Raw genomic sequence first — 21,997 nt, forward strand, 5'->3', positions numbered from 1 at the left:
TGATAGATTTGTCAGCAATGGCAAACAAGGCACCCAACATGACCCGGAACACCAAAGACCAGAAGGGCGCGGCATACTTCACCCGCGCTCTTCGTCTTCCAGAGAAGCCCCGCCAGCTTGTCGAAGCGGGACAGGCATATGAAGCGACCCGGAACGCCAGAGCGTTAGCATCGCGTGAGCTTTCCGATATGCGGTTGAGCCGCAGCAATGCCGAAGCCGGAGTTACGGTTCGGTCAATTCCCAGCCAAGTACAGATTGATGATGCAGCCGACAATCTGGCCGAGCTTGTCAATCAGGATACCGAGACGAGCGGCACCTTTCAAAGTCTCCATCGCCAATACGTCCACACGGCCAACCAGCAACTCCAGCCGGTTTATCAGGAATATGCCGCTGCCGTTCTCGAAGCGGTGGAGACACTGGATACCCTTCTGAAAGCTGGCGAAGATTTCCATCGTGAAGCTCTGCGGGCCGGTCTCTCGCCCGACCATCCAGCAATCAACGGCAGCAAGGGCCAGCGCGGCCTTATCGACAACTCCCTGAAACTTGCCCGGAGTTGGTGCCGATGATCTTCAGCATGTTCTCAGATGATGGCATTAGCCTGGAGCCGACCGAGGCCGTGAAGCAGCGCAATCTGAAGCTTGCCGAGCGTCACCGCGCCAAGGGCGATTACGTCCGTCATATCGAGATCGACATCAAGGGACCGATTGACGAACTGATGTTCTGCGACACGGTTGAGAAGCTTGCATCTGCTCCGGCAGCCCATTCGATCGATCTGATTATCGACTGCCCCGGAGGCGAATGCTTTCCCGCGATGTTGCTACACAAGCAGCTTCGCGACCATCCCGCCGAACGCAAGACGGCCCATATCGTCGGTAGCTGCGAAAGCGGCGGCCTGTTGATCGCACTGGCAGCAGATCGGCGCATCGCCAGCCGTAAAGCGTCTTTCCTCATTCATCAGACACGATGCGGGGAATACTCGGTCACATCGTGGACGGCGGCTGATTTCCAGCGTCAGGCAGATCAATTCCGGGCGATTGACACGGATATGTTCGCCCTAATCACGCAGCGCACCGGCATAGACGTTTCCACGATCCAAAACATCGCATCGGACGAAAGCCCGTCTTCTATCGATTGGTGCCTTGAAAACGGGATCATTCACGAAATTGCGGAGGATCGGCAATGAGCCTGCGAGACTTAATCAAGAACGCCCCACCGGAGCTTTTGAAATCATCCGTCCAAACTGGCGTCTTCTATGAAGCTCTAGCCGAAGTCATGGACGTATTTGATGCGATGAAGAAGCGACTGGATGCCCTGGAAGAAGGCGGCATCAAATACCGAGGCGCTTACCAGCGAGCACAGGACTATTCCAAGGGCGACGTGGTGACGTTCAACGGGTGCGCATGGATCGCCGTACGGACGCTCAAGGAAACAGAGGCACCGGCTTCATGTGATGGCTGGATGCTGATGGTGAAGAAAGGACGTGATGCGTGATGACCAATGACGAATGGGAAAAGCGCGGCGAGCAAATGGCCGAGGCCGTCCTGAATACAATCGAGAGAAAGATCAGCGAACGTATGGGCGACAAGATGCCCTTTCAGAAGGCTTTTGATGAAGCTTTCGATGCAGTGAAGGGTTACATCGACCGATCCTTTGAGGCTCTCGAAGAGACACTTTCCGATGTTGAGAAACGCCTCAGTGCCGTTGAGGCCAAGGCCAATCGGGAGGAAGAGCGATGAGCGATACCATCCGCGACCAGAAGCTTTGCGCCGATCTTGAAAGGCATCTCAACAAGAAGATGGCGCAGTACCTCGCAGAAATTTGCGATGAGGTGATGATCGAACATCCTCGTGCCGATCCCGTTGCCGTCGCCCGCACCCTCGCAGTGGCGTTGTCATCGGTCGATGTGATCGCCCTCACCAAAACCATCACAAGCAAATCTGTAATGACCGAAAGGGCATCAGCATGACCACGAACGCACAAGAATTCGTTACGGCCATCATGGCCCAGATCAAGCCTGTTCTCGATGAGAGCTTGGCCGCAATCGACCAGAAGATCATATCTCTCGAAAAGGCCCTGTCTCGACATGAGGCCGCAGCGAAACATCAGGCCCGTACCGACGACAAGCCCGACGCATTCAATACGCCGATTGTTGAGCTATTCGGTGACGATGCTGTGAATACGCTCCAGCGAGTTCAGGATGAGTTCGGCACCCGCGCCCGATACGAGACCGAGCTATTCCTGCGATGCTACGCACACGCAACCGAGATATTCGGACGCGTCCCTACCAAGGACGAGCAGCGCACAATCTTCAAGGTCGTCAAGCGCAATACAGATGGGATGACCTTCTGATGGCCAGACCTAAGCTCAAGATGATGAAGCCGCTGGTCTCGACCATGAAGCCCCGCCTCGGCCCTACACCTGGTAGCCAGAAGAGCCGAGACGCGCACCGTGTGAAGGTGGAGCCGTGGCGTCGGTGGTATCGCATCGCACGATGGCAGAAGCTTCGCATGAAGATTTTCACTCGCGACCTCTTCACCTGTCAGATGTGCGGACTGCTTGAGCCTGACACGTCCAAGCTGGTTTGCGATCACCGCGAACCACATGGCGGCAGTGAGACTAAGTTCTGGGATGAGACGAACCTGCAATGTCTCTGCAAGACTTGCCATGACGGCGAAAAGCAGCGCCTCGACCATCAGATGAGGGCCTATCGATGACCGGGGGGGCCATTTCGATCCAAAATCGGGCTTTGATCGCGTACCCACGCCCTCCACATTCGCATAATTTTTTTCCCCCAGATCGAATTGTTAAGCGAAACGGAAAAATGACCGAAAAACCCTCCGCCCGCTTGATCCTGAAAATCCGGGCTTCTGACCGCGCCACGATGGCGGCGGCACCCCATTTTTATTCGGAGAGTTAACATGAGCACCGAAACAGCCAAGGCGTTAACTGTTAACGCAAATATCAACGGCAATCAGGCCAATATCGGTATCAAGCGCCACGCATTGCCATATTTCGAGTACGACCATGGATCAGCAATTTCCATGCTCAAACGCCTGATGGGCAATTCGTGGACGGCGGATGATGTCACGAACGTTCTCGAATTTGCACTTGGGCCACAGCCAGCAGAAGGCACCGACCTCATGCAGTGGAGGCTTCTCAAGCCAATCGCTAGGGTCAACGGGGGTCTCACTACCCGAAAATCATGTGAAGGCATCATTCAGCTTAAGGAAGCTATTCGGGCGAAGGGCGTCGGCACATATGCGCCACTCGCCGCCATGGTTCTCCTTGCCGCACTGTACGGCGTTGATGAGGCGGATGCTTCCTTCTCCGATGAAGAGGAGAACGCCGATGGCTAAGGGCTGGTATCTAAGCGGTGAATTTAAGCGGCGTATGCTTCGGTTGCCTGAAAAGGTCCGCAAGGAGACCAATCGGGCCATAGAGCAGAACGCCGACGAATGGGTGCGTGTGTCGCGCAGCATGGCCCCGGTCGATCCGAAGGACGGCATCCATCTGAAACCAAGCATCCGCCATTACGAGACCGAGACAGGCGGTCAGGTTGTGCGGGCTGGCGGCGAAGCCACCACGCGACCCGTCAAGGACGGCCAGAGCGCCACATTCGATTACGCTCTGGCGCAAGAGTTCGGCACCCAGGAGATGGCAGCCAATCCCTTCTTCTGGCCCGCTTATCGCCTGTTCAAGAAGAAGTTCGCGAGCCGCCGTAGCCGCGCCATGAATAAATCAGTCAAGGATTTCAACAATGGCCAATGAACCCGCATTATATGCGCGCATGGAAATGCGTGTCGCCCAGGCCGAAAAGCAGATGGCGAAGTTTGCCAAGCAGCTTGACGGCGAAATGGGGAACATGGAACGCCGCACCAACAAGGCGGCGAAGAACATGGAAAGCTCGCTGAGCCGTGGCTTCTCCAAGATGAAAGGCATCGTGGCCGAGTTTGGCAAGGGCCTGTTTGCGGGCATCGCTGCCGGTGGCGTAGTTGGTCTCGCCGCGAGTGTACAGGCTGTCACGAAGTCATTTGCTGACCTTGGCCGCGAGGCGCAGACTGCCGGTATCAAGGTCGAGGATTTCCAGAAGTGGCGCTATGTTGCGGATCAGAACCGCATCGGCATTGACGCCATGATCGATGCTTTTAAAGAGCTCAATATTCGTGGTGATGAGTACGCAAAGACCGGCAAAGGCGGCGGCGCGGATGCCTTTGCTCAGATCGGCATGTCACCCGCAGAAGTCAAACAGCGCCTGAAAGACCCTTCAGCGCTATTGCTGGAAATCATCGACCGCACCAAGCGTTTGCAGAATACAGCGGCAGGCGTCAGGATATTTGATGAGTTACTTGGAGGACAAGGGGGCGAGCAGTTCACCCGCCTCATTGATCAGGGCCGCGAGGGTATCACCGCCACGCTCAACGAAGCCGAGAAGATGGGCGCTGTCTTCGACGCTGACTTCATCAAAAAAGCTGATGAGATCGACAAGGCTTTCAACCGTCTGGCGACCACGATGGGCACGGCGGTCAAAGGCGCTATTGTTGAAGCAGCAACCGCTCTGCAAGGCTTCCTGTCGTCGTGGCAGAACCTTGAAGACAAAACGCTGTCTGGCATCAATGCCGAATTGGACACGCTCATCAAGCGCAAGGCTCAGCTTGAAGCGCAGGCAGGGACCACAGAGGATACCGTTCTGGGCTGGATCGGCAAGGACGCTGCTACCGAATTGCAGGCCGTCAACGATCAGATGGCGCGCCTGCAAGCCCGCAAGGACGAGCTTACCGCCGTCAAACTCGACACCATCACAATCGAGCCACCGGTGAAGCCATATATCCCGCCTGAAACAACGAAGAAGGGCAAGTCGGATGAGGAAAAAGCGCGTGACCGGGCAGCCAAGGCCGCAGAACGCGAGCGCAAGGCCGTCACCGATCTGATCAAAGATCTTCAGTTCGAAGCCTCGCTGGTTGGCAAGACGGCACTGGAAAAGGAGAAGATGACCGCGCTTCGCCATGCTGGAGCGGCGGCGACGGCTGCGGAAAAGGCCCAGATCGAGCAGCTTGTGGAAGCAAACTACAAGGCTACCGAGGCATACGACAAGCAGCAGGCAGCTATTCAGGAAGTTAACGAGGCTGGCCGTGAATTCGCCGGTACGCTGGTTTCTGGCCTTCTCAGTGGCGCAAAGGCTTCGGACGTGCTGTCCGACGCTCTGGGCCGACTGGCTGACCGCTTCCTGAATTCCGGGCTGGATGCGCTATTCGGCGGTGGCGGTGGCGGGATCGGCGGTATCTTCAGCAGCATATTCGGAGGCGGCGGCAGTTCTGACCCATGGTCCGGTTTGCGACTGGCAGGCGGCGGTCATGTGCGCGGTCCCGGTTCATCGACCTCTGACAGCATCTTTGCAAAGCTTTCCAATGGCGAGTTCGTTGTGAACGCCAAGGCGACGAAACAGAACCGGGGCATTCTGGAAGCAATCAATAACGGCATGTCCTTGGACCACTTCGCGACAGGCGGATACGTGCCAGGCGGTGAAGCTGGGGCTGAATGTATTCTGGCGATAGGAGGGCAGGCATGAGCGCGTTAGCTATATCAGTTGGTACGGATGGCATTCTTGTTGCATCAGACGGCGTTTGCTACACCTACGAGACTGGCGAGGTGTCCGGCTTCGTCTCCAAGGTCATCCTGCTACCGGAATATGACTGCTTCATCGGCGCGACTGGCGCAGGCGCGTTTGCCGTTGCCTTGCGGTGGGAAGTCAACCAGCAGATCAACAGCTTTGACGATCTTGTGGACGGAATAGCAGGCTTCTGCGAGACCGTTCATCGGAAGCTTTTCACCGACATCTGGGGTGAATGGCACCGAGGCCCGATTAGCGAAGTCTCATGCGTCATCGGTGGATGGTCTGATGCACGGCAGGCATATGAGGCGTACCGCGTGGTCAGCTATGAAAAGCCGAGTGTCGATTTGAGCGATGGCCGATCCATAACAATAGAACCGTTCGTCCGGTCTCAATTGCCAGCCGATACGTGGTGCAACCATCTGCCGGATACGATGCATGAATTCGACCTGGTGCCGCCACTGCCGAACGAAGAGACAGGTGATATTCTCATGCGGTTGGTTTGCGCCTGCCGTGCCGATAGCGCGTTTGTCAAAGGTGAGGAAGAACGAGAGGGCGATAATCGTCACTATATGGCTGGCGGCTTTATTCAGATGTGCGCCATTCAGCAGGGACACAGCCAATCGTGGGTCGCTCATAGGTGGCCCGAAGATCAGATCGGCAAACAGATCGACCCCAACGGCCCAGAACGTTACCCGGCGTGGCTGAAAGAGCGCTACGAGCAGGCTAAGGCGGTCAGCGAGGTGGCGGCATGACATCACCGTCCCTTGAGCTTCAAAAGGCTCTGTATGACCGTCTCAAATCCGATCCGGCGTTGTCGGCAGTTATCAATGGCCGGGTATATGACACCGTGCCGGAGGGGTCCGCATTCCCGTATGTATCATTCGGGCCGTTCGATGAACTGAGAGATGATGCGGAATGCATTACCGGCTTCGAGATCACCATGCAGCTAGACGTATGGTCGAGAAAACCTGGCTTCCCGGAATGCCGCAAGGTTGGTGATCTGGTCAGGCGGGCCGTTCTCAGTGCCAAAATCGAGTTACTCGACAATCGGCTTGTATCGATATCACACCGACAGACCATGACAATGCGTGACCCCGATGGGCTAACCAGCCACGGCATCGTCAACTTTGTCGCGTTCGTGGAACAGGGAGCGTGAGCCAGATGGCAGTAGAAATTCGAGTTGCGACGACAGACGACAAGCCGAGGCTGCTAGAAATGGCAGCCAAGGCAACAGCAGAAGTGTCACCGTTTCCAGGCGATCCAACTGTGATTGAGGCAACAGCCGATAAGGCTCTGTCCGATCCTGATTTTCTAGTTCTGGCTGCGAAGACCTACACCGGTGACGGTTTAGCGACCGTTGGCTTCTTCTGTGCTCGCGTTGGCAATGGACCTTTCAGCGTGGATCGTGTCGCGGAAGAGATCGCGGCCTATGTCGAGCCAGACTATAGAGATGGCCGCACATTCGAGGGCTTCCTATCGTTCTACGAGACATGGGCGCGCAATAAGGGTGCAAAGCAGATTAGAATGCCTGCCCCTCGCAAGGGCTTTGAACGCGTGCTGGAAAGGCGAGGCTATTCGCTGGAAAACACGCAGTTCTACAAGGCAATCGATAATGCTTGGTCAAATGGGCGGTAGAGACGTGGACTTCTTCGAGACCGTGGAAGCAGAAGAGATGTTGGCAATTATCGAAGCTAAGTTTGGCACTGATGCCAGAGCACTAGCCGTGGCCGTCGCCCATGAGCATGTGCAATTCGTTCGTCAGTTTGGCAGAAAGCCGACAGAAGAAGAGCGCGCCGATATGATCGATCAGTGCTACTGCCGGTTGAACAAGCTGCATTAGCCGCATCCATAGGCGGGGGTGTCTAATCCCCGCCCCATTTTCATCTAGAGACCAGTCTAACACGCTCCGCCTTCGTCATCCCAACGATCAACTGCTTTTGCCATTGTCCGATGCTTCTTGATGAACTGGTTCAATGCAATTCGAAGGCGATCTTCATCAAAGGTGCCCTCCTGAAAACGGCGCGTGAGATATCGCGCCGCACCGGTGCGCAAGTCTTGCGTGTCGCCGGGTTTGCGGGCATCCCGAAGAAGTCGGGAAATCATAGTAATGTTTCTGGAATTCAAGGCGATGGAAGACATGATATCCTCCTTTATTGCGGGCCAGGCATTTTAAGCCCAAACGACAGCGCCCGTTTCAATTGCTGTCATGATAATCACCATGCGCCTTATGCTGGAGAAACGCAACTAAGGCCGCAATGTGTTGCCAGTATCCGGGTTCAAGCGGGGCGGTGTATGTCGGCCCCATACCGCCTTTAGATGCAGACCCGCCCGACAAGACAGCAATCATAAAGCGTAAGAAAAACGAAAATTGTCGCGGTTTATGAAAGATCGTTTGGGCGTCGGGTACGCGGGCACATGCCGGTCAGGTTGGCAGATACGCCCCCCTTTTATTGAATTGCAGATGCGTGTGTTGTCCTGGCGCACGGGTCTCAGACACCGATCGGTGACAGTTTAGACCTACCCCCGCCTCCTATTCCGTCAGGCTGCAAGCCATCATCGCGGGATTGATCGTTCTCTCATGCGGTGCCACAATCCTATTCATCCGCACAGCTTCAGCGTGGCCGTCGATGATGTTTCCCAGCCGATAGAAGCCTTTGCGCCTGTCTGGCTTGATATAGCCTTCTGAGACCAGTTCCTTGAAAGCGATATCGCTTATGTGCAGCACCCGCGCACCATCGTATCGGTTGATGAGCATGGACCGGACAGGCTTGTTGAGCTTCGACATGTGCAATCCACAACTGTTCAATAAATGTGATCTATTATAGCGCATTGTTCACAAGATGTGATATATTCGGCACAGTCTCCAATTCAGCAAACAGGCCGTTTCACCATGACGACAGCACATGAACTTTGCGCGGAATTCGATATCGAGATTATTCCAGGCACCAGCTACCCGCTACCGGGCCAGACACGCGCCGTTGCCACGATCAACCGACTGATCGAGAAGTACGGTGAAGGCCATGCCCGTATCGTCCTGTCCACCTTGGCAGAAGCAGCGGGAAAGCAGGGACTGATCGACAAGTACAGCCTATGGGCCGTCAGCGATCTTGTCCGGGCCTGCTCTGACTGGATCGAGACCGATCTATCAAGCTGGTATGAAGCATGGGATCAGATGCCTATGGGCTTTGCCATGTGGGAATGCAATCAGCTATCGGGTGTCGTGCTTCAGCGCGCCAGTCTTGCCGGTATGCTCTACCTGATGCTTTCCATGCACAAAAGCGCAAAGCGGGCCAACAAAGCGCCTAACTACAAAGCGCTTATGAAGGCTTACGATGAAGAGAAAGCCCTTCACCGGGCAACCTCGACGGAAATAGAGGGTAATCCAGATGGGGAACCCATGTTTCAGCCCTATACGCGCCACACAGACGCGGAACTGATAGAGATAGGGCAATACCTCATCCAGAATAAGCAATCGCTTCCACACGGCGAATTTGGGCCATGGGTGCGCGATAAGACCGGACTGTCATATAAGACCGCGCTGAAAGCAATGAAGCTGGCGCAGGCGGCTTAGGCCGTTACTCCTTTGCCAGTATATGGACCTTGATGTCGTAGCCGTCATCATCGTTATTATTCATTGATGAAAACAGGCCAATCAGCGCATCATCGGAATTATTCATGCCGATCTTATAGGCAAGCTTTTTAGGCACGTAACCGAGGTGGCGATTAACCGAACGGCCCATTTCTTTCCACGATCCATAAACCTTGATCGCAAACTCATCATACTCGTTCTCAGGCTCTCGAATAAGCTGGATAGCTATATCGTCAAAATCGCCATGAGATTTTTGAGAGCCTAGAAGAGCGCGGCCAAACGCAGCGACATTATCAGCCCTCATGCCGGTTCCCAATACGAGAACATCAGATGCGATAAGCTCCAAGCCATTTTTTGCAGCTATGGCTGCAAGTTCGTTGTGCTTTTCGTCTCGTTCCTGATCAGGTTGAGAATGATCGAGCTTGATACCTTTGCCCCGCAACTGATCCGCAACGCCTATAATAAGATTAGACCATATGTCTTCAATCGTCTCAGCGAGTTCGATCAGGCTGTCGTGGAAATCATCGTCCAAATCTGCCGCGTCTAACTCTTCGACAAATTGGTCAAATTCTTCGCTACCCTTAACCACCAGCTTATAAAGCCTATTCCCCTGATCGATGGTAAGGTTCGGATGCTTGAGCGCTTCAACGGTCTGCGCAGCTATCCTCTTTGCGAAATCGCCTTTTTCTTTAAGTGTCCCCAGCCAATCCATTCAGCCCACTCCCCCTGTTTGCCGCAAGCTGGCAGAGGCGCGGCGGGTGGTCAAGGGGTGTGTCCAGATTTGGGCATACCTTATGCGACCAGATTTGGACGCATCGGACTTTTGCTCATTTTTGAGCGAAACGTACCCACCTTAAGGATGACGCCCCAAATCTGGGGCCACGTCCGTCAATCCAAATCTGGATCGGCTGAAATGCCAGCCCGTTAAGTTTGCAACGCGTCAACTTACTGTCGGCGGCGTCAGTAGTTTTGATGTCGGTTCGTGCACCGTTCCGCGGTTCGATCTGCTTGAGCAATTCACCGGCCCGACGAATGCCGAAGTTCCCTTCTGGAACTTTGGCAGCTTATTCTGTTGTGGAAGAAGCTTTTCCATTGCGGAAAAGGTTTCGCCGGTCAAAGAGCGATGGCGAGGGCGATGCTCAAGCCAGAAGGTGAGAAGGGTGGACGTGGTAAAACTGTTCAGAAATCTGAAGGGTTTTCTCACGCCAGTCTGGCACAAGCCCGTTTCATTCTCCGCCACGATGATCAACTTGCCCAGTCTGTCATCAACGGACAACTTGTCCGCCGCGTTCCCAAACCCGACACCGTGTCGCTTTTCAAATCGCTCACGGTGAGCGATTTCAACCCTTCGATTTGAGCGAAAGGTTGGTGCGGGGTGTCGATAAAATTATCAAATCAAATCAAAGTGGGCGAATTGGTGGGTGCGGGGTGCCTAACTAACGGAAATTGCTTGATAGTTACACAACCTCCGGGCCCACCATTTTCCTCTTCCATCAGCTTTGTAGCGATGGGCGATATTCCCGTTGGAACCGCGCCGTGTGCGCTGCGCAGGCTATTTCAAGAATCCGGTTTCTGACGTCCTTCTTCATTAGAGCGCGTTTCGATCTGATTGGATCAGATCAGCGCTCTAACTTCTTCTATTTCAAGAATAATCTTGATCGTCCTCGTTTCACTCCGGTCGGATTATGCTCCAAGTACAGCCAGCTCGCGCGGTGTTGCCGATAATCGCGTTTGCACAACGCCGCCTGCTTTATCAGACTGGTGTTTTGATCTTCATCCCAAACTTTCAACAAATTTTAGCAGTTCGTTAAGAAAATAGTAACGCAATGAAACAATTTTTTAAGTGACGTGAACTGGCAACAAAATGGAGGTTTTGGGCGATGAGAAAAAATGCAGCCACCGTTGCGCTGGCATTGGCAGGGTTGGTGGCGAGTTCTCTCGCGGCTTCAGCGAAGACGAGTTATTTGGGTGAATTCCGGGATTGGGGTGTTTACCAGAACACCGAGCTTGCGGGTAACAAGTGCTATGCTTTGACTGTACCGATCAATTTTCAGCCGACCGGCGTGCAACATGGCGATAATTTTGTGATTATTTCCAAGGCGGACGGCCAATATAGCCCTCAATTGGTGATGGGATATCAGCTAAAGGCCGACAGTTCGGTCAATGTGATGGTGGATGGCACTCGCTTTCCATTTTTCACCGAGGGCAATCGCGCTTGGGCCGAAAATGTTGGCGATGAGGCCAGGCTGATGCGGGCTATGCGCGCCGGCAAAACGCTCAATGTGCAAGCGACATCGGCACGCGGTACGCAGACCCGCTATACGTTTTCCCTTATGGGACTGTCGGCCTCTTTGCAGCGCGTGGATGGTTGTCGTTAGAAATCAAAAAGCCCTGCCATATGGCAGGGCTTTCTCTTGAAGGGTGCCTTGTCACGAAAGCCAGGTCTGGCGATTGTACCAATCGTCCAGGTCGGAACGCACGCGGTCTTTCTCTATGCCGTAGCGTTCCTGGATTTTGCCTTCCAACTGTTCGCGCTGGCCATTGATCTGATCGAGATCGTCATCGGTGAGTTTACCCCACTGTTCCTTGATCTTGCCCTTAGCCTGTTTCCAGTTTCCTTCAACGCGATTCCAGTCCATTGGTCGGTCCTCCGTTCTGGGTTGGTTATGAATAACTAACGCAACGGGGCATGATTGGTTCAGCAAAAATTGCAAAACCTGGTCAGAGACCGAGAAACTTGAAGGGCTCGCTTTCCTTGAAACTGTCATTGACCACGCCATCGAAGGTATTGGTCTGATTGACGCCAAGATCGAGTTTCTTGACCTTGCCGTTCTCCGGTGAAAAATCGATTTCCTTCAGGTCAACCCAGAAGACATTGGGCGTCAAGGCGGATTCGAAGAAATAGAGCTTGCGCTTCTGATCGGCCACTGTCCGCCAGCGTGTCGAAGAAATGTTCGGCTGGTCGGGCGTCGTCAGGCCGTAGGGGACCGAAGTGTTCCGGATGACGCTGAAAACACTGGCAATCGATTCAACAGGATTTTCGGCTTTCGGGATGGCGTTTACGTAGAAGGAAGCGCGTGCGAAACGGTCGGCAGCGCGGTTGGTGCCCGGTAGCATGACGGTGCCGCCAATCTGGGTCCAGTAGGAATTGAGCGCTAGCTGCTCGTCATAGGTCGGCGAGTTGGTCATCACCTGATATTGCTTGCCGTGATGGATCACCTGTTTACCGTTGATATATTCGATAACCGCACTGTCACCGCTGGAATCGGATATCGCCAGATGCAGCGTGGCCAGCCTGTCTTCGCCCGGCACCTTGTCCGTGACGATCGTGAATGGATCGGCGCTCAGGTTCTTGACCGCCTCATCGACCGTAGCAAAATTATCGAGCACATATTGCGCCCAGGCCGCGATGCTGAGGCCAGGTGTGGTGCCGTCATATGTGGGATATTCGGATTCGACCAGCCATAGTGCGCCAACGGAAAGCCCCGCTTCGTTCAGCCCATCCGTGGTGGAGATGTCGTAACCAGAAGCGATGACGCTGCCATATTTGGAGGTCCACTGGATCGAGTTCTCACCCGCCTCGCCAGAGCGCTTCATACCGCGTGGAAAGATCCAGAGGTTGGTCGCGACATCCACTTTCCAGTCCATGGATCGCGCGGTCATCACCTGGTCGTTGGCCCCGTGATACACGAAACGCGTGCATGCTTCGGCAATCGGTGCGACAAACATGCTGCCTGCAACCAGCGCAGTCGTGCAGATGCTGGAAAAAGACCGCTTCAAAATCGGCATGGATCGTCCCCTCTGTGATGCCCTGTACTCTATCGGGCAGGTCCCGCTTTTCATAGTGAATGCCCTCGTACCGCGATATAAGGCGAGGATCGTTACTGGGAAGATGGGTGAACGGGTGTTAACGCTCGCCCATATATCCGCGCTGCTTCCATTGCTGCAGTGGCATTATGTCCGGGGGGCCGCCGCCTGCCTCATACCAGGAATCAACGGCCCATTTCTGGCCCTGACTGTCCTCGATAACCGCCGTCCAGTGTGGGTAGCGGCCGTCGAAGAAAGCGCCGCGAGACGTGCGTCGTGCGACGGTGTGCTGCTTCAGCCAGCCACGCGACTGCAGATAACGCAGGAAGTTATCGGTATTGGTCGATTCATCGATGCAATCCATCTGACCCTTGATGCGGGCCTTGCCGAACTGCATTCGAGGCTTGTCGCGAACGCCGATAGCTACGGTGCTGCGCTGTTCGAAGATTGCAACGGCCGTCCGCAATGCTTTTCGTTCACCATCTGCGCTACGGCCGCCGCCCTGCAGAAGTTTCCGGATGCGCTGCTCATCCCTCGCGGTGAGTGTAACCTTGGTCCGGTAATGGCACTCATAGCCGTGACAGACGCTGAAGGTCTGTGCCGAAGCCAGCCCGACCGGGAACACCAAGCCTATGAGAACCCCAGCACCCAGCAGTTTTATCAAATCGCTGCTCCGCGTTCGATTGAACGGATTTCCCTGCAATTTCAGCAGGATAAAATAGATCGAATCTTCTTACATCTTAGCCGTGCTTGTGGGTGGTGAAAAGCAGGGACGGTTCAAGACGTTCCAGCCCCTGATAAGGATTGGCATGGATTGCGAGAATCCAGAGGCAGAAAGAGGCCGTCAACGAATAGATGACGAGCGCTTTTACACCCGCTCGCACGCGGTCGGCATGGGTTGCTGCGATGGTTATAGCCGTGAGAAATGTCAGGGATAGCACGAGATACCATTTGTAATAGTCGATTGAGGTCGACCCGACAGCCAGACGGGTATTACGTGCGTCCTGGAGTTCATCGAAATCATTGATAAGCTGCGAGATAACCGGAGATGGTACATCGCCGCGCGCCAGATTGATGATCTCGCGCCTTATGTTCTGCAGGGCGGTTTCGACGGAAACTGCCGGCTCGACATTGATCTTGTCGCGCCATTCGTCGTCGATGACGGCAAGACGATAGCCGGTCAGGGCAGAGGTGAGGTTCGGTGCGTTCAATATCTCTGTACTGGACGTTCCAATCAGACGGGAAATGGCAGAGCGTTCTTCGCTGGTAGCCTGGTCTGCACGGGAATTGACGCTCCAGATATCTGCTGCGACAAAACCCAGCGATAAAGCCCAGGCCGTTGCAATAGTACTGATGAAGGCCCCGATTGGAATGGATAGAGCATCGCTGGTTGCATGTTTGGAAAGCATGTCGAGCGCGAAACGTCCGACCATATAGAACACAATGCCCAGTACAACGAAAGCCACAAAAGAAAGATAAATCGGCAGCTCGAAGATATAAGTCATTCATCCCCCACTTAGAGCATTTCCCTTTTTAATCGAAACATTGGAAATGCTCTATCTTTTTGTCTTTAAGCTCACCTTGCTCCGAAAACCGCTTCACACTTTTCGGGATGTGCTCAGGCGCACCGATCCGATTCAATAACATCGAAACGCACTCGAATATCCGGCTTCCTGGTCGCATTGTTATTGGAAATCGTTGAATTTTACTTAGAGCATTTCCAGCAAAAGTGCGAAGCGGTTTTGCGTCGGATAATGCGTGAAAACAAAGAGATAGAGCGGATCCGTCCTGTGGTTGATAGGTGCCGCAGTTTCGCTGCCATCCTTGAAACTGCTCTGGGTCTTTGTTCCGTACACGTGAACCGGAAGCAGTAAAGGTGAGGCTGAATAGCAAAAGACCCGCCGGTTTAGCGGCGGGTCGAACGACCGGAATCGATCTTGTCGTGAATTAGAGCGCATCCCGAAAAGTGTGAAACACCTACGCAGGGTCAGAAAAGATGCGCTTTAAAACAAATACTTAGAGCGCCGACCTGATTCAATCAGATCGAAACGCCCTCTAGAATGTAACGGAGAAGCCGATGACCGGCCCATGCTGGGTCACGTCATACTTGAATTTATCAACCGTATCGTTGTCTTTGTAATCCTGATAAAGCGCCCGATAACCGATGCGGAATGTCGTTGGCACATCAAAAACAAGCGTGCGGTAACCGAGATAGATCTGGCCGTTGGCGCTGAGCTTGGTTCCAGCGCCGAAGCCACCGATGTCGGCTTCGGCGAAAATGTTCCAACGGTCGTTGATATCGTAGAAGACGCGCGTACCCACGAAAGGATCAGTCCACTCAACCTTGCGCGATCCGCTGAAGCGGCCAACTTCGAGTCCGGCCTCCAGCTTCGTCCAGCGAACGCCGATGGTGGGTTCGATTGCAAAAACACGCTGGTTTCCGAAAAGCGTCGTTCCCTCGAGCTGTTGTTCGTAGATGCGGTAGTAAGCGCCACCTGCCAGGGTCGTGGTCTTGATGTCGAGAGCAAGCTCGTTGTCGCGGAGGTTTTCATCCTGGCTCGTTTTGACATACTGCCCGTCGATGAAAAAGCCTACCGTACCGTTGCCGATATCGACATTGCCCATGAAGCTCATATCGAGATTATCGAAAATCTCGCTGAAGGGGACGTTCACATCAGTGCTGCGACCCAGCAGACCGGCGCTGCCATTCAGCGATGCACCCCAGACATAAGGGCTGAAGATCACACGCCATCGCTGCTGATCCTGAATTTCTGGTTGTGGCGTAACGGCGTCCGCGGCGAGTGATGCCGTTGATGCAACTAATAAAACAGAAGATGCTAATATAATATTTCTGGTATATTTTTTCAGTAGATTCCCGTTCTGGTTATGCGAACTTCTGTTTTTCACTGAAAAACCCCCTATCTTATGTATTAGCAAAAGCAGCAATACATCGAATTGAAACCTTAATCCATATATATGTTAATCATCTCGCGAGATAAACTGAAATTTGATCGCTATACTAAGGTTTGTTCTGTTGACTCTCATCGAGAGCGATAATTTATTCGAAACGGGAGTGGCGCCTCTTTTTCTTCATCGGGGTGAGGCGGGGAAGTCAGTTTTGCAATTCCTGAAACGACAAATCGTGGAGTAACGAGGTTATCATGAAAATGAAACAGTCTATCTGGAAGTCATATCGCCAGATTCTTGCGCGCGGTGTCGCTACGGCTCTTATCGGCATTGGTCTGGTTGTTCCGCAGGCGGCGTTTGCTTGCACGAGCTTTGTTCTCTCGACAACGGACAATGGCTATGTGTATGCGCGTACGATGGAGTTCGCTTTCGAGCTGAAATCGGACCTGGTCGTCATTCCGCGCAAGTATCAGATTACATCGACTGCCGCTCAGGGCAAGCCGGGCATGAAGTGGAAAGGCCAGTACGCGGCTGTTGGCATGAATGCCTTCGGGCTGCCGGCACTGACCGATGGGATGAACGAAAAGGGGCTTTCGGGCGGTGTCCTCTATTTCCCCGATTTCGCCAAGTATCAGGACCCCGCGACTGCCAAACCCGAAAACAGCATCGCGCCGTGGGATTTCCTGAGCTGGGCGCTGACCAATTTTGCGACGGTTGAGGAAGTGAAGGCCGCGCTGAACTCGATCTCCGTCATCGATGTGAAGCAGAATGATCTTGGTATAGCACCGCCGGTGCATTATACGCTGCATGATGCCACCGGGGCATCGATCGTCATCGAGCCGGTCGATGGAAAGCTCAAGGTTTATGACAATCCGCTTGGCGTTATGACCAATTCGCCAAATTTCGAATGGCACATGACGAATCTACGGAATTACGTCAACCTGTCGCCTGAAAATGCAAAGCCGCTTGTTATTAACAAAGCGACTTTCCAACCGCTGGGACAGGGATCGGGTCTCCATGGTGTACCGGGTGATACCACGCCGCCTTCGCGCTTCGTTCGTGTAAGCGCCTATGTTTTGTCGGCCGAAAAGCTTCCAAGCGGACCGGAAAGTGTGCGCCTTGCAGAACATATCGCCAACAATTTCGATATCCCGAAGGGTCTTATTCGGGATAGCAGCGGTCATGCACCACTGGAATACACCCAGTGGACTGCAATCGCGGACATGAAGAACGACGTCTATTATGTGAAGACATACGACAATCAGATTCTGCGCAGTGTATCCCTCAAGGACATGAACCTCGACGCCAAGGATCTTGTAACGGTCAAGATAGATCCGTTGCCGGTTGCACCGGTTTTGATCGAGAAGAAGTAAGCTCGGTCATGGGGCGGCGATCAGCCGCCCCTTGACGATTTCAGGGAACATCATCGGAAGCGGTGGGGCCACCTTCGTTCTCAAGGTTTGCGATACGCTTTGTTTCCGAACGATTGAATTTCAATCTTACCCCGACACCGCCACCGTTTTCGGGAATGAATTGTGCCCCCGCTTTTTCCAGTGCAACCGCCAATGTGGAAATCTGCTCATCCGTTGGCCGACCCAGCTTGCGCTCAAACCGTTCGATTATCTCTGCGTCGATGCCGGATAATTGCGCCAGACGGTCGCGGGAAAATTCCACGAGCGCCCTCGCGGCACGGCATTGAGGTCCGGTTATCATCGTATAGCTCTCCCCTTGCAATCTTGTGCGAAAGACAAATGCTGGAAATGTAGCGCGCCTTGCGCGCATTTTATCTAATTGAAGCGAGATCAGAAATCATCCAAGCGGACTGATTTTCCTGCGTAGATACTTCATGTGTTTGCAGGAATTGCTCCTAGAGCGCGTTTCGATCTGATTGGATCAGATCGGCGCTCTAACTTCTTCTATTTCAAGCATAATCTTATCGATCCTCGTTTCACTCCGATCGGATTATGCTCTAATGATGGTCAGAGTTGCCGCCCTTTTTTCCGGCGCCGTTGATAATCGTTTCGAGTAGCCAGGGCTTATGGTCGATTATTTCGGAGAGCTCATGCAGGCCTATTTGCGAACCGGCTTCCTTTAGCAGCGCGTCGGCGACAGAGGCCGATCCATTCTTGCCTTCCTGTGCCATGCGATGCGCGCGCCGGATCAGAAGTTCCGGCTGTGAAAAACTGCTCTCGGCAAGTCTTTTCTCTATTCGGCGCTGTAGCTCTTCCGGAGCAATCATCTGTTGAATTTCCTCATTCCTGAAGCAGGCGCAATCAACGGCGACGTGCGACCCTCATTATGAATTTATGTTGAGATAAAGTTTTTACCACGTGACAATTCGTACAAATCAGGCGTTTCGGAAGATTTTACTGAATGGGCGGGTGCATGTGATCGCAGGTCTGTCCTACTTTAGTATGACGGGATAGTAACGAAATATTTCAGCACATCAAATCCGCAAAGTCGCCAATTTATTGCCACGCTTTCTCTTGTTTGCATCTGGCAAGCTACTTACATAGCCATTACGCCTTGGCGGGAAAAGCAGTGGTCAGGTAGAGCGCGTAACGGGAAGCGGGTTTCGCTTCGCGGGTAACACGCGCTGTAGCGGCTAGTGTCTGTCCGTTTGATAAACAATAATAATTCGATGGTTTGCAATGGCCACTCTTCGTTACTTTATCTGGCCCATGGTTTTTACCGTATTGGGTCTCGCAGGTGCCGTTTGGCTCGGTTACGAAATGACCGGCACTTTTGGAGGAATGGTCTCCGTCTTCATCATCTGCGCCGTTCTGAGCGTTCTGGAAATCTCGCTTTCCTTTGATAACGCGATCGTCAATGCCCGCATCCTGCGCGACATGACGCCGGAATGGCAGCATCGCTTCCTGACCTGGGGCATTATCATTGCCGTTTTCGGTATGCGCATCATCTTTCCGCTAGCCATCGTGGCGGTTGCCATGTGGACCGATCCGATCTCGGCGCTGAAACTTGCGATCTGGCAGCCGGATGAATATGCCCGCGTGATCTCGGATTCGCATACAGGCATTGCGGCCTTTGGCGGCACATTTCTGCTGATGGTCGGCATGAAGTACTTCTTCGATGTCGAGAAGGACGTGCACTGGATCAAAGCCATCGAAAGCCGCATGTCGAAGTTCGCTTCGGTTCAAGGTGTCGAGATTGGCGTCGCAATTGCGCTGATCATCTTCTTCTCCTACCAGCTTGATGCTGAACATTCGCACACCTTCCTAATCGCAGCCCTGTTCGGTCTTCTGACCTTCCTCGCTGTCGAAGGACTGGGCGAGGTTCTGGACGCGACGCAGGAGCAGATGGATATGGTCCGTCGCGGTGGTCTGGGTGCTTTCATCTATCTTGAAGTGCTCGATGCCAGTTTCTCATTCGATGGCGTGATCGGCGCGTTTGCCCTGACCACGAACCTGTTCATCATAGCGATCGGCCTTGGTATCGGCGCATTCTATGTGCGTTCGCTCACCATCATGCTTGTCGAGCGCAAGACGCTGGGCCAGTACCGCTATCTCGAACATGGCGCTTTTTATGCGATCCTCGTTCTGGCGGTCATCATGTATGTCCAGACGCTGGTGCATATTCCGGAAGTCATCACCGGCCTTATCGGTGCGGCTTTGATCGGCCTCTCGTTCATGTCTTCGCTACGCTATAACCGGCTCAATCCGAACTGGCAGGAAGAAGCAGAAGAAGTCACAGGGCATTAGGGTCCAGACTCAATTGAGCCACCATGTCACGAAAGCAGCGATGTAGCAGGTGGCAGCAAAGTTTATCATGAGCTTGTCATATCTTGTTGCAACGCGCCTCCAGTCCTTGAGGCGGGAGAAGGCGCGCTCAATGATGTTCCTGCGTCGATAGGCGATTGGATCAAAGGGTTTGATCCGCTTGCGGGTTGGGTTGTTGGGAATGACGGGTTCAGTACCACGTGTTGTAAGGAAGTCACGCAAAGCGTCGCTGTCGTAAGCCGTATCTGCAGCGCAAAGGCGTGGTGGAGGCAGAGGCTCCAGCAGTGGGATTGCCATTGGCGCATCCCCACATTGTCCAGATGTTATACGCAGCGCGATTGGACGGCCGCAACTATCGACAACAGCATGGATTTTTGTCGATCTGCCGCCTCTTGAGCGACCGATCGCCTGAGCATCCGCCCCCCTTTTCCGCCAGCGGCTGAACGGTGAGCCTTGGCGGTCGTGCTGTCGATCAAATGGATGTCGCGGTCAGCCTTTTGCACCAAGGCTTCAAACAGCTGTCGCCATAGTCCTCTGGCGGACCAGCGGTGGAAGCGATTGTAGATGGTTGTCGAAGGACCGTAACAGGCAGGACAATCCTGCCAACGGCAGCCAGATCGCAGGACATGGATGATCCCGCTAATCACCCGGCGGTCATCGGTTCGATGTGCGCCGGGCTGGTTCGTTGGAAGCAACGGGGCGATTACCGCCCATTGCCGATCATCAAGCCAGAATTCTCCTGCCATAATTCCCCCCTAACGAGCACAGGCAGTGAATCACGGAGAGAGAATATGTTCAATAGCTTGATTGGGTTTTGACCCTAGAGCGCGTTTCGATCTGATTGAATCAGATCGGCGCTCTAACTGTTTATTTTAACGCGCATCTTATTCCGAAAACCGTTTCACACTTTTCGGGATGCGCTCTAAATTACCTTGCGTTACAGAACCAAAGGGCAGCTTCGGGCTGCCCTTTTTGTTGGCCTTGACCGAATCACGGGAGTTGAAGACCATTACCGAATGGGAGTGAGATCGCTTTCATGCTGCAGATCGCCTTCAGGGGGACATGATAGGCGCACTGCGGCCAATTCGGGGAGAGACGTTCCATGATCGTAACACGGTTGAGCAAAACCGCCTTCGTGGCGGCGATTGCCTTTTTCGCAACGTTGGTTTCGTTCGGTAACATTACCGATTACGACACCAATTTCGGGTTTGTGCAGCACGTCCTGATGATGGACACCATCTTTCCCGATGCCACGATCAAATATCGCGCTATCGATAATCCGACGCTCCACAATGCCGCCTATATTCTTATCATCGCGGCAGAGACGCTGACGGCAATTCTGTGCTGGATCGGAACATTCGCCATGCTCGGTCGGCTGACGGAACGGGCAGCGAGTTTCAACCGCTCCAAGAAATGGGCCATTGCCGGCCTATCGCTTGGTTTTCTGGTCTGGCAGGTCGGCTTCATGTCGGTTGGCGGGGAATGGTTCGGCATGTGGATGTCGCAAACCTGGAACGGGATCGAATCCGCGTTCCGGTTCTTCATCACAATCATCGCCGTGCTGATCTTCGTCGTTATGCCGGATGGCGAGTTAGAGTAAATGCGATGTTGAGGCAGGCTCGTCGATCAATTCGACGCCAGCCTGTTTCATCTTCTGTAGCATGATGTCCATTGAGCCGTTGAGGTCGATTCCACGGCATGCATCCAGACGGACGCGCACCTGAAAGCCTTCAGCCACGGCGTCGAGCGCCGAATAAGCGACGCAGAAGTCGGTGGCCAGCCCCACCAGCGTGAGCGAACCGATGCTGCGTTCGCGTAAGTATCCGCCAAGACCAGTCGGTGTGCTGCGGTCGTTTTCGAAGAATGCCGAATAGCTGTCTATGCCGATGCGAAAGCCTTTTCGAAGGACGAGCTGTGCCCGCGTCCATTGCAGGTCAGCGTGAAAATCCGCGCCGTGACTGCCCTGCACGCAATGGTCGGGCCAGAGCGTCTGCAGGCCATAGGCCATTTCGATTGTATCGAAAGGTTTGGCGTGGGCATGGGTCGAGGCGAAGCTTGAATGATTGGCCGGGTGCCAGTCCTGCGTGAGGATGACGTGCTCGCTTTCGTCGATCAGCCGGTTGATGGTGGGGATGATTTCGTCACCGCGATCAACCGCCAGCGCGCCGCCGGGGCAGAAATCATTCTGGACGTCGACAACCACAAGTGCGTGACCGATCATAGGGTGCTCCCGCTTCGCTTCATCTGTAACCGGACTATAGCCAGACCGGTTTCGCGAGACCAGCAATAAGCGGCGTTCTGGTATAACACGGACAAGGGTGCTACGGACGATTCCAATCAGGAACC

At 53.9% G+C, this 21,997-nt stretch carries 32 protein-coding genes; 20 read left to right on the forward strand and 12 right to left on the reverse strand.

Translation table 11 applies throughout. The annotated features are described in order from the left end of the window. Window positions 1-38: 38 nt before the first annotated feature. The 14 genes from FIB18_RS20595 to FIB18_RS20655 all read left to right on the forward strand — a co-directional run bounded on the left by FIB18_RS20595 (window position 39) and on the right by FIB18_RS20655 (window position 7,451). Entirely contained in the window at window positions 39-566 is a 528-nt protein-coding gene (locus FIB18_RS20595; RefSeq protein ID WP_140022487.1) for a hypothetical protein, read from the forward strand. Beyond that, window positions 563-1,183, forward strand: a complete 621-nt coding sequence (locus FIB18_RS20600) for an ATP-dependent Clp protease proteolytic subunit (protein ID WP_140022488.1) — start codon at window positions 563-565, stop codon at window positions 1,181-1,183. Before FIB18_RS20595 ends, FIB18_RS20600 begins: the two co-directional genes overlap by 4 nt. Next, on the forward strand, window positions 1,180-1,491 hold the full coding sequence (locus tag FIB18_RS20605; RefSeq protein WP_140022489.1) for a hypothetical protein: 312 nt from the start codon (window positions 1,180-1,182) through the stop codon (window positions 1,489-1,491). The genes FIB18_RS20600 and FIB18_RS20605 overlap by 4 nt, the downstream gene beginning before the upstream one ends. Beyond that, entirely contained in the window at window positions 1,491-1,736 is a 246-nt protein-coding gene (locus FIB18_RS20610) for a hypothetical protein (protein ID WP_140022490.1), read from the forward strand. The genes FIB18_RS20605 and FIB18_RS20610 overlap by 1 nt, the downstream gene beginning before the upstream one ends. After that, entirely contained in the window at window positions 1,733-1,966 is a 234-nt protein-coding gene (locus tag FIB18_RS20615) for a hypothetical protein (RefSeq protein WP_140022491.1), read from the forward strand. Before FIB18_RS20610 ends, FIB18_RS20615 begins: the two co-directional genes overlap by 4 nt. Beyond that, entirely contained in the window at window positions 1,963-2,349 is a 387-nt protein-coding gene (locus FIB18_RS20620; protein WP_140022492.1) for a hypothetical protein, read from the forward strand. Before FIB18_RS20615 ends, FIB18_RS20620 begins: the two co-directional genes overlap by 4 nt. Beyond that, complete coding sequence (locus FIB18_RS20625; RefSeq protein WP_140022493.1) at window positions 2,349-2,714, forward strand: HNH endonuclease; 366 nt, start codon at window positions 2,349-2,351, stop codon at window positions 2,712-2,714. The genes FIB18_RS20620 and FIB18_RS20625 overlap by 1 nt, the downstream gene beginning before the upstream one ends. Window positions 2,715-2,918: 204 nt before the next feature. Continuing rightward, window positions 2,919-3,356 (forward strand): hypothetical protein, encoded by a 438-nt coding sequence (locus FIB18_RS24865; RefSeq protein WP_158295722.1) that lies wholly within the window; start codon window positions 2,919-2,921, stop codon window positions 3,354-3,356. Next, entirely contained in the window at window positions 3,349-3,768 is a 420-nt protein-coding gene (locus FIB18_RS24870; RefSeq protein WP_158295723.1) for an HK97-gp10 family putative phage morphogenesis protein, read from the forward strand. The genes FIB18_RS24865 and FIB18_RS24870 overlap by 8 nt, the downstream gene beginning before the upstream one ends. Next, window positions 3,758-5,566, forward strand: a complete 1,809-nt coding sequence (locus FIB18_RS20635) for a hypothetical protein (protein ID WP_140022495.1) — start codon at window positions 3,758-3,760, stop codon at window positions 5,564-5,566. The genes FIB18_RS24870 and FIB18_RS20635 overlap by 11 nt, the downstream gene beginning before the upstream one ends. After that, window positions 5,563-6,363: a hypothetical protein gene (locus FIB18_RS20640; RefSeq protein WP_140022496.1), complete on the forward strand. Its 801-nt coding sequence runs from the start codon at window positions 5,563-5,565 to the stop codon at window positions 6,361-6,363. The genes FIB18_RS20635 and FIB18_RS20640 overlap by 4 nt, the downstream gene beginning before the upstream one ends. Then, complete coding sequence (locus FIB18_RS20645) at window positions 6,360-6,767, forward strand: DUF3168 domain-containing protein (protein WP_140022497.1); 408 nt, start codon at window positions 6,360-6,362, stop codon at window positions 6,765-6,767. Before FIB18_RS20640 ends, FIB18_RS20645 begins: the two co-directional genes overlap by 4 nt. A gap of 5 nt (window positions 6,768-6,772) precedes the next feature. Beyond that, a complete protein-coding gene (locus tag FIB18_RS20650; RefSeq protein ID WP_140022498.1) occupies window positions 6,773-7,246 on the forward strand; it encodes a hypothetical protein in 474 nt (157 codons plus the stop codon). Window positions 7,247-7,250: 4 nt separating this feature from the next. After that, complete coding sequence (locus FIB18_RS20655; RefSeq protein ID WP_140022499.1) at window positions 7,251-7,451, forward strand: hypothetical protein; 201 nt, start codon at window positions 7,251-7,253, stop codon at window positions 7,449-7,451. A 56-nt stretch (window positions 7,452-7,507) separates the two neighbouring features. On the opposite strand, the gene FIB18_RS20660 is transcribed toward FIB18_RS20655, so the two are convergent. Continuing rightward, a complete protein-coding gene (locus FIB18_RS20660; RefSeq protein ID WP_140022500.1) occupies window positions 7,508-7,750 on the reverse strand; it encodes a hypothetical protein in 243 nt (80 codons plus the stop codon). A gap of 391 nt (window positions 7,751-8,141) precedes the next feature. Beyond that, entirely contained in the window at window positions 8,142-8,396 is a 255-nt protein-coding gene (locus tag FIB18_RS20665; protein ID WP_140022501.1) for a hypothetical protein, read from the reverse strand. A gap of 105 nt (window positions 8,397-8,501) precedes the next feature. Between FIB18_RS20665 and FIB18_RS20670 the strand changes: the two genes are divergently transcribed. Continuing rightward, entirely contained in the window at window positions 8,502-9,182 is a 681-nt protein-coding gene (locus tag FIB18_RS20670) for a DUF3102 domain-containing protein (protein ID WP_140022502.1), read from the forward strand. Between the two features lie 4 nt (window positions 9,183-9,186). Here FIB18_RS20670 and FIB18_RS20675 read toward each other — a convergent pair whose 3' ends face one another. Continuing rightward, a complete protein-coding gene (locus FIB18_RS20675; protein WP_140022503.1) occupies window positions 9,187-9,912 on the reverse strand; it encodes an HIRAN domain-containing protein in 726 nt (241 codons plus the stop codon). Window positions 9,913-10,335: 423 nt separating this feature from the next. On the opposite strand from FIB18_RS20675, the gene FIB18_RS20680 reads away from it, so the two are divergent. Further along, a complete protein-coding gene (locus FIB18_RS20680) occupies window positions 10,336-10,557 on the forward strand; it encodes a hypothetical protein (protein ID WP_140022504.1) in 222 nt (73 codons plus the stop codon). A gap of 523 nt (window positions 10,558-11,080) precedes the next feature. Then, window positions 11,081-11,578, forward strand: a complete 498-nt coding sequence (locus FIB18_RS20685) for an invasion associated locus B family protein (RefSeq protein WP_140022505.1) — start codon at window positions 11,081-11,083, stop codon at window positions 11,576-11,578. A gap of 51 nt (window positions 11,579-11,629) precedes the next feature. Here FIB18_RS20685 and FIB18_RS20690 read toward each other — a convergent pair whose 3' ends face one another. The 5 genes from FIB18_RS20690 to FIB18_RS20710 form a co-directional block, all read right to left on the reverse strand. Then, the gene (locus FIB18_RS20690; protein WP_061345969.1) at window positions 11,630-11,839 is read right to left on the reverse strand and encodes a CsbD family protein; all 210 of its coding nucleotides are present in this window, start codon (window positions 11,837-11,839) and stop codon (window positions 11,630-11,632) included. Between the two features lie 82 nt (window positions 11,840-11,921). Next, entirely contained in the window at window positions 11,922-12,989 is a 1,068-nt protein-coding gene (locus tag FIB18_RS20695; RefSeq protein WP_140022506.1) for a linear amide C-N hydrolase, read from the reverse strand. A gap of 118 nt (window positions 12,990-13,107) precedes the next feature. Then, window positions 13,108-13,668 carry a hypothetical protein gene (locus tag FIB18_RS20700; protein WP_140022543.1) on the reverse strand — a complete coding sequence of 187 codons (561 nt, stop codon included), beginning with the start codon at window positions 13,666-13,668 and terminating at the stop codon, window positions 13,108-13,110. A gap of 79 nt (window positions 13,669-13,747) precedes the next feature. Continuing rightward, window positions 13,748-14,512, reverse strand: coding sequence for a bestrophin-like domain (locus tag FIB18_RS20705; protein ID WP_140022507.1), 765 nt, complete (start codon window positions 14,510-14,512; stop codon window positions 13,748-13,750). A 550-nt stretch (window positions 14,513-15,062) separates the two neighbouring features. Further along, window positions 15,063-15,854 carry a porin family protein gene (locus tag FIB18_RS20710; RefSeq protein ID WP_407921871.1) on the reverse strand — a complete coding sequence of 264 codons (792 nt, stop codon included), beginning with the start codon at window positions 15,852-15,854 and terminating at the stop codon, window positions 15,063-15,065. 314 nt (window positions 15,855-16,168) lie between these two features. On the opposite strand from FIB18_RS20710, the gene FIB18_RS20715 reads away from it, so the two are divergent. After that, window positions 16,169-17,287, forward strand: a complete 1,119-nt coding sequence (locus FIB18_RS20715) for a linear amide C-N hydrolase (protein ID WP_140022509.1) — start codon at window positions 16,169-16,171, stop codon at window positions 17,285-17,287. A 40-nt stretch (window positions 17,288-17,327) separates the two neighbouring features. Here FIB18_RS20715 and FIB18_RS20720 read toward each other — a convergent pair whose 3' ends face one another. Together FIB18_RS20720 and FIB18_RS20725 are read right to left on the reverse strand one after the other, a co-directional pair. Next, window positions 17,328-17,627: a helix-turn-helix domain-containing protein gene (locus tag FIB18_RS20720; protein WP_140022510.1), complete on the reverse strand. Its 300-nt coding sequence runs from the start codon at window positions 17,625-17,627 to the stop codon at window positions 17,328-17,330. A 256-nt stretch (window positions 17,628-17,883) separates the two neighbouring features. Beyond that, complete coding sequence (locus FIB18_RS20725) at window positions 17,884-18,153, reverse strand: hypothetical protein (protein WP_140022511.1); 270 nt, start codon at window positions 18,151-18,153, stop codon at window positions 17,884-17,886. A gap of 412 nt (window positions 18,154-18,565) precedes the next feature. Here FIB18_RS20725 and FIB18_RS20730 point away from each other — a divergent pair, with 412 nt between their 5' ends. Then, window positions 18,566-19,633 carry a DUF475 domain-containing protein gene (locus FIB18_RS20730; RefSeq protein WP_140022512.1) on the forward strand — a complete coding sequence of 356 codons (1,068 nt, stop codon included), beginning with the start codon at window positions 18,566-18,568 and terminating at the stop codon, window positions 19,631-19,633. A 9-nt stretch (window positions 19,634-19,642) separates the two neighbouring features. Here FIB18_RS20730 and FIB18_RS25480 read toward each other — a convergent pair. Continuing rightward, window positions 19,643-20,397, reverse strand: a protein-coding gene (locus FIB18_RS25480; RefSeq protein ID WP_140022513.1) for an IS5 family transposase whose coding sequence is annotated in 2 segments (ribosomal slippage) — window positions 19,643-20,067 and window positions 20,067-20,397 — 756 coding nt in all. Because the reading frame shifts where the segments join, the coding sequence is not laid out codon by codon here. 356 nt (window positions 20,398-20,753) lie between these two features. Between FIB18_RS25480 and FIB18_RS20740 the strand changes: the two genes are divergently transcribed. After that, a complete protein-coding gene (locus FIB18_RS20740) occupies window positions 20,754-21,251 on the forward strand; it encodes a DUF2165 family protein (RefSeq protein ID WP_140022514.1) in 498 nt (165 codons plus the stop codon). Here FIB18_RS20740 and pncA read toward each other — a convergent pair. After that, complete coding sequence (gene pncA, locus FIB18_RS20745; RefSeq protein ID WP_140022515.1) at window positions 21,243-21,872, reverse strand: bifunctional nicotinamidase/pyrazinamidase; 630 nt, start codon at window positions 21,870-21,872, stop codon at window positions 21,243-21,245. The two genes, FIB18_RS20740 and pncA, sit on opposite strands and share 9 nt — an antisense overlap. Between the last annotated feature and the right edge of the window lie 125 nt (window positions 21,873-21,997).

This window comes from Brucella pecoris (assembly GCF_006376675.1).
Classification (GTDB): domain Bacteria; phylum Pseudomonadota; class Alphaproteobacteria; order Rhizobiales; family Rhizobiaceae; genus Brucella; species Brucella pecoris.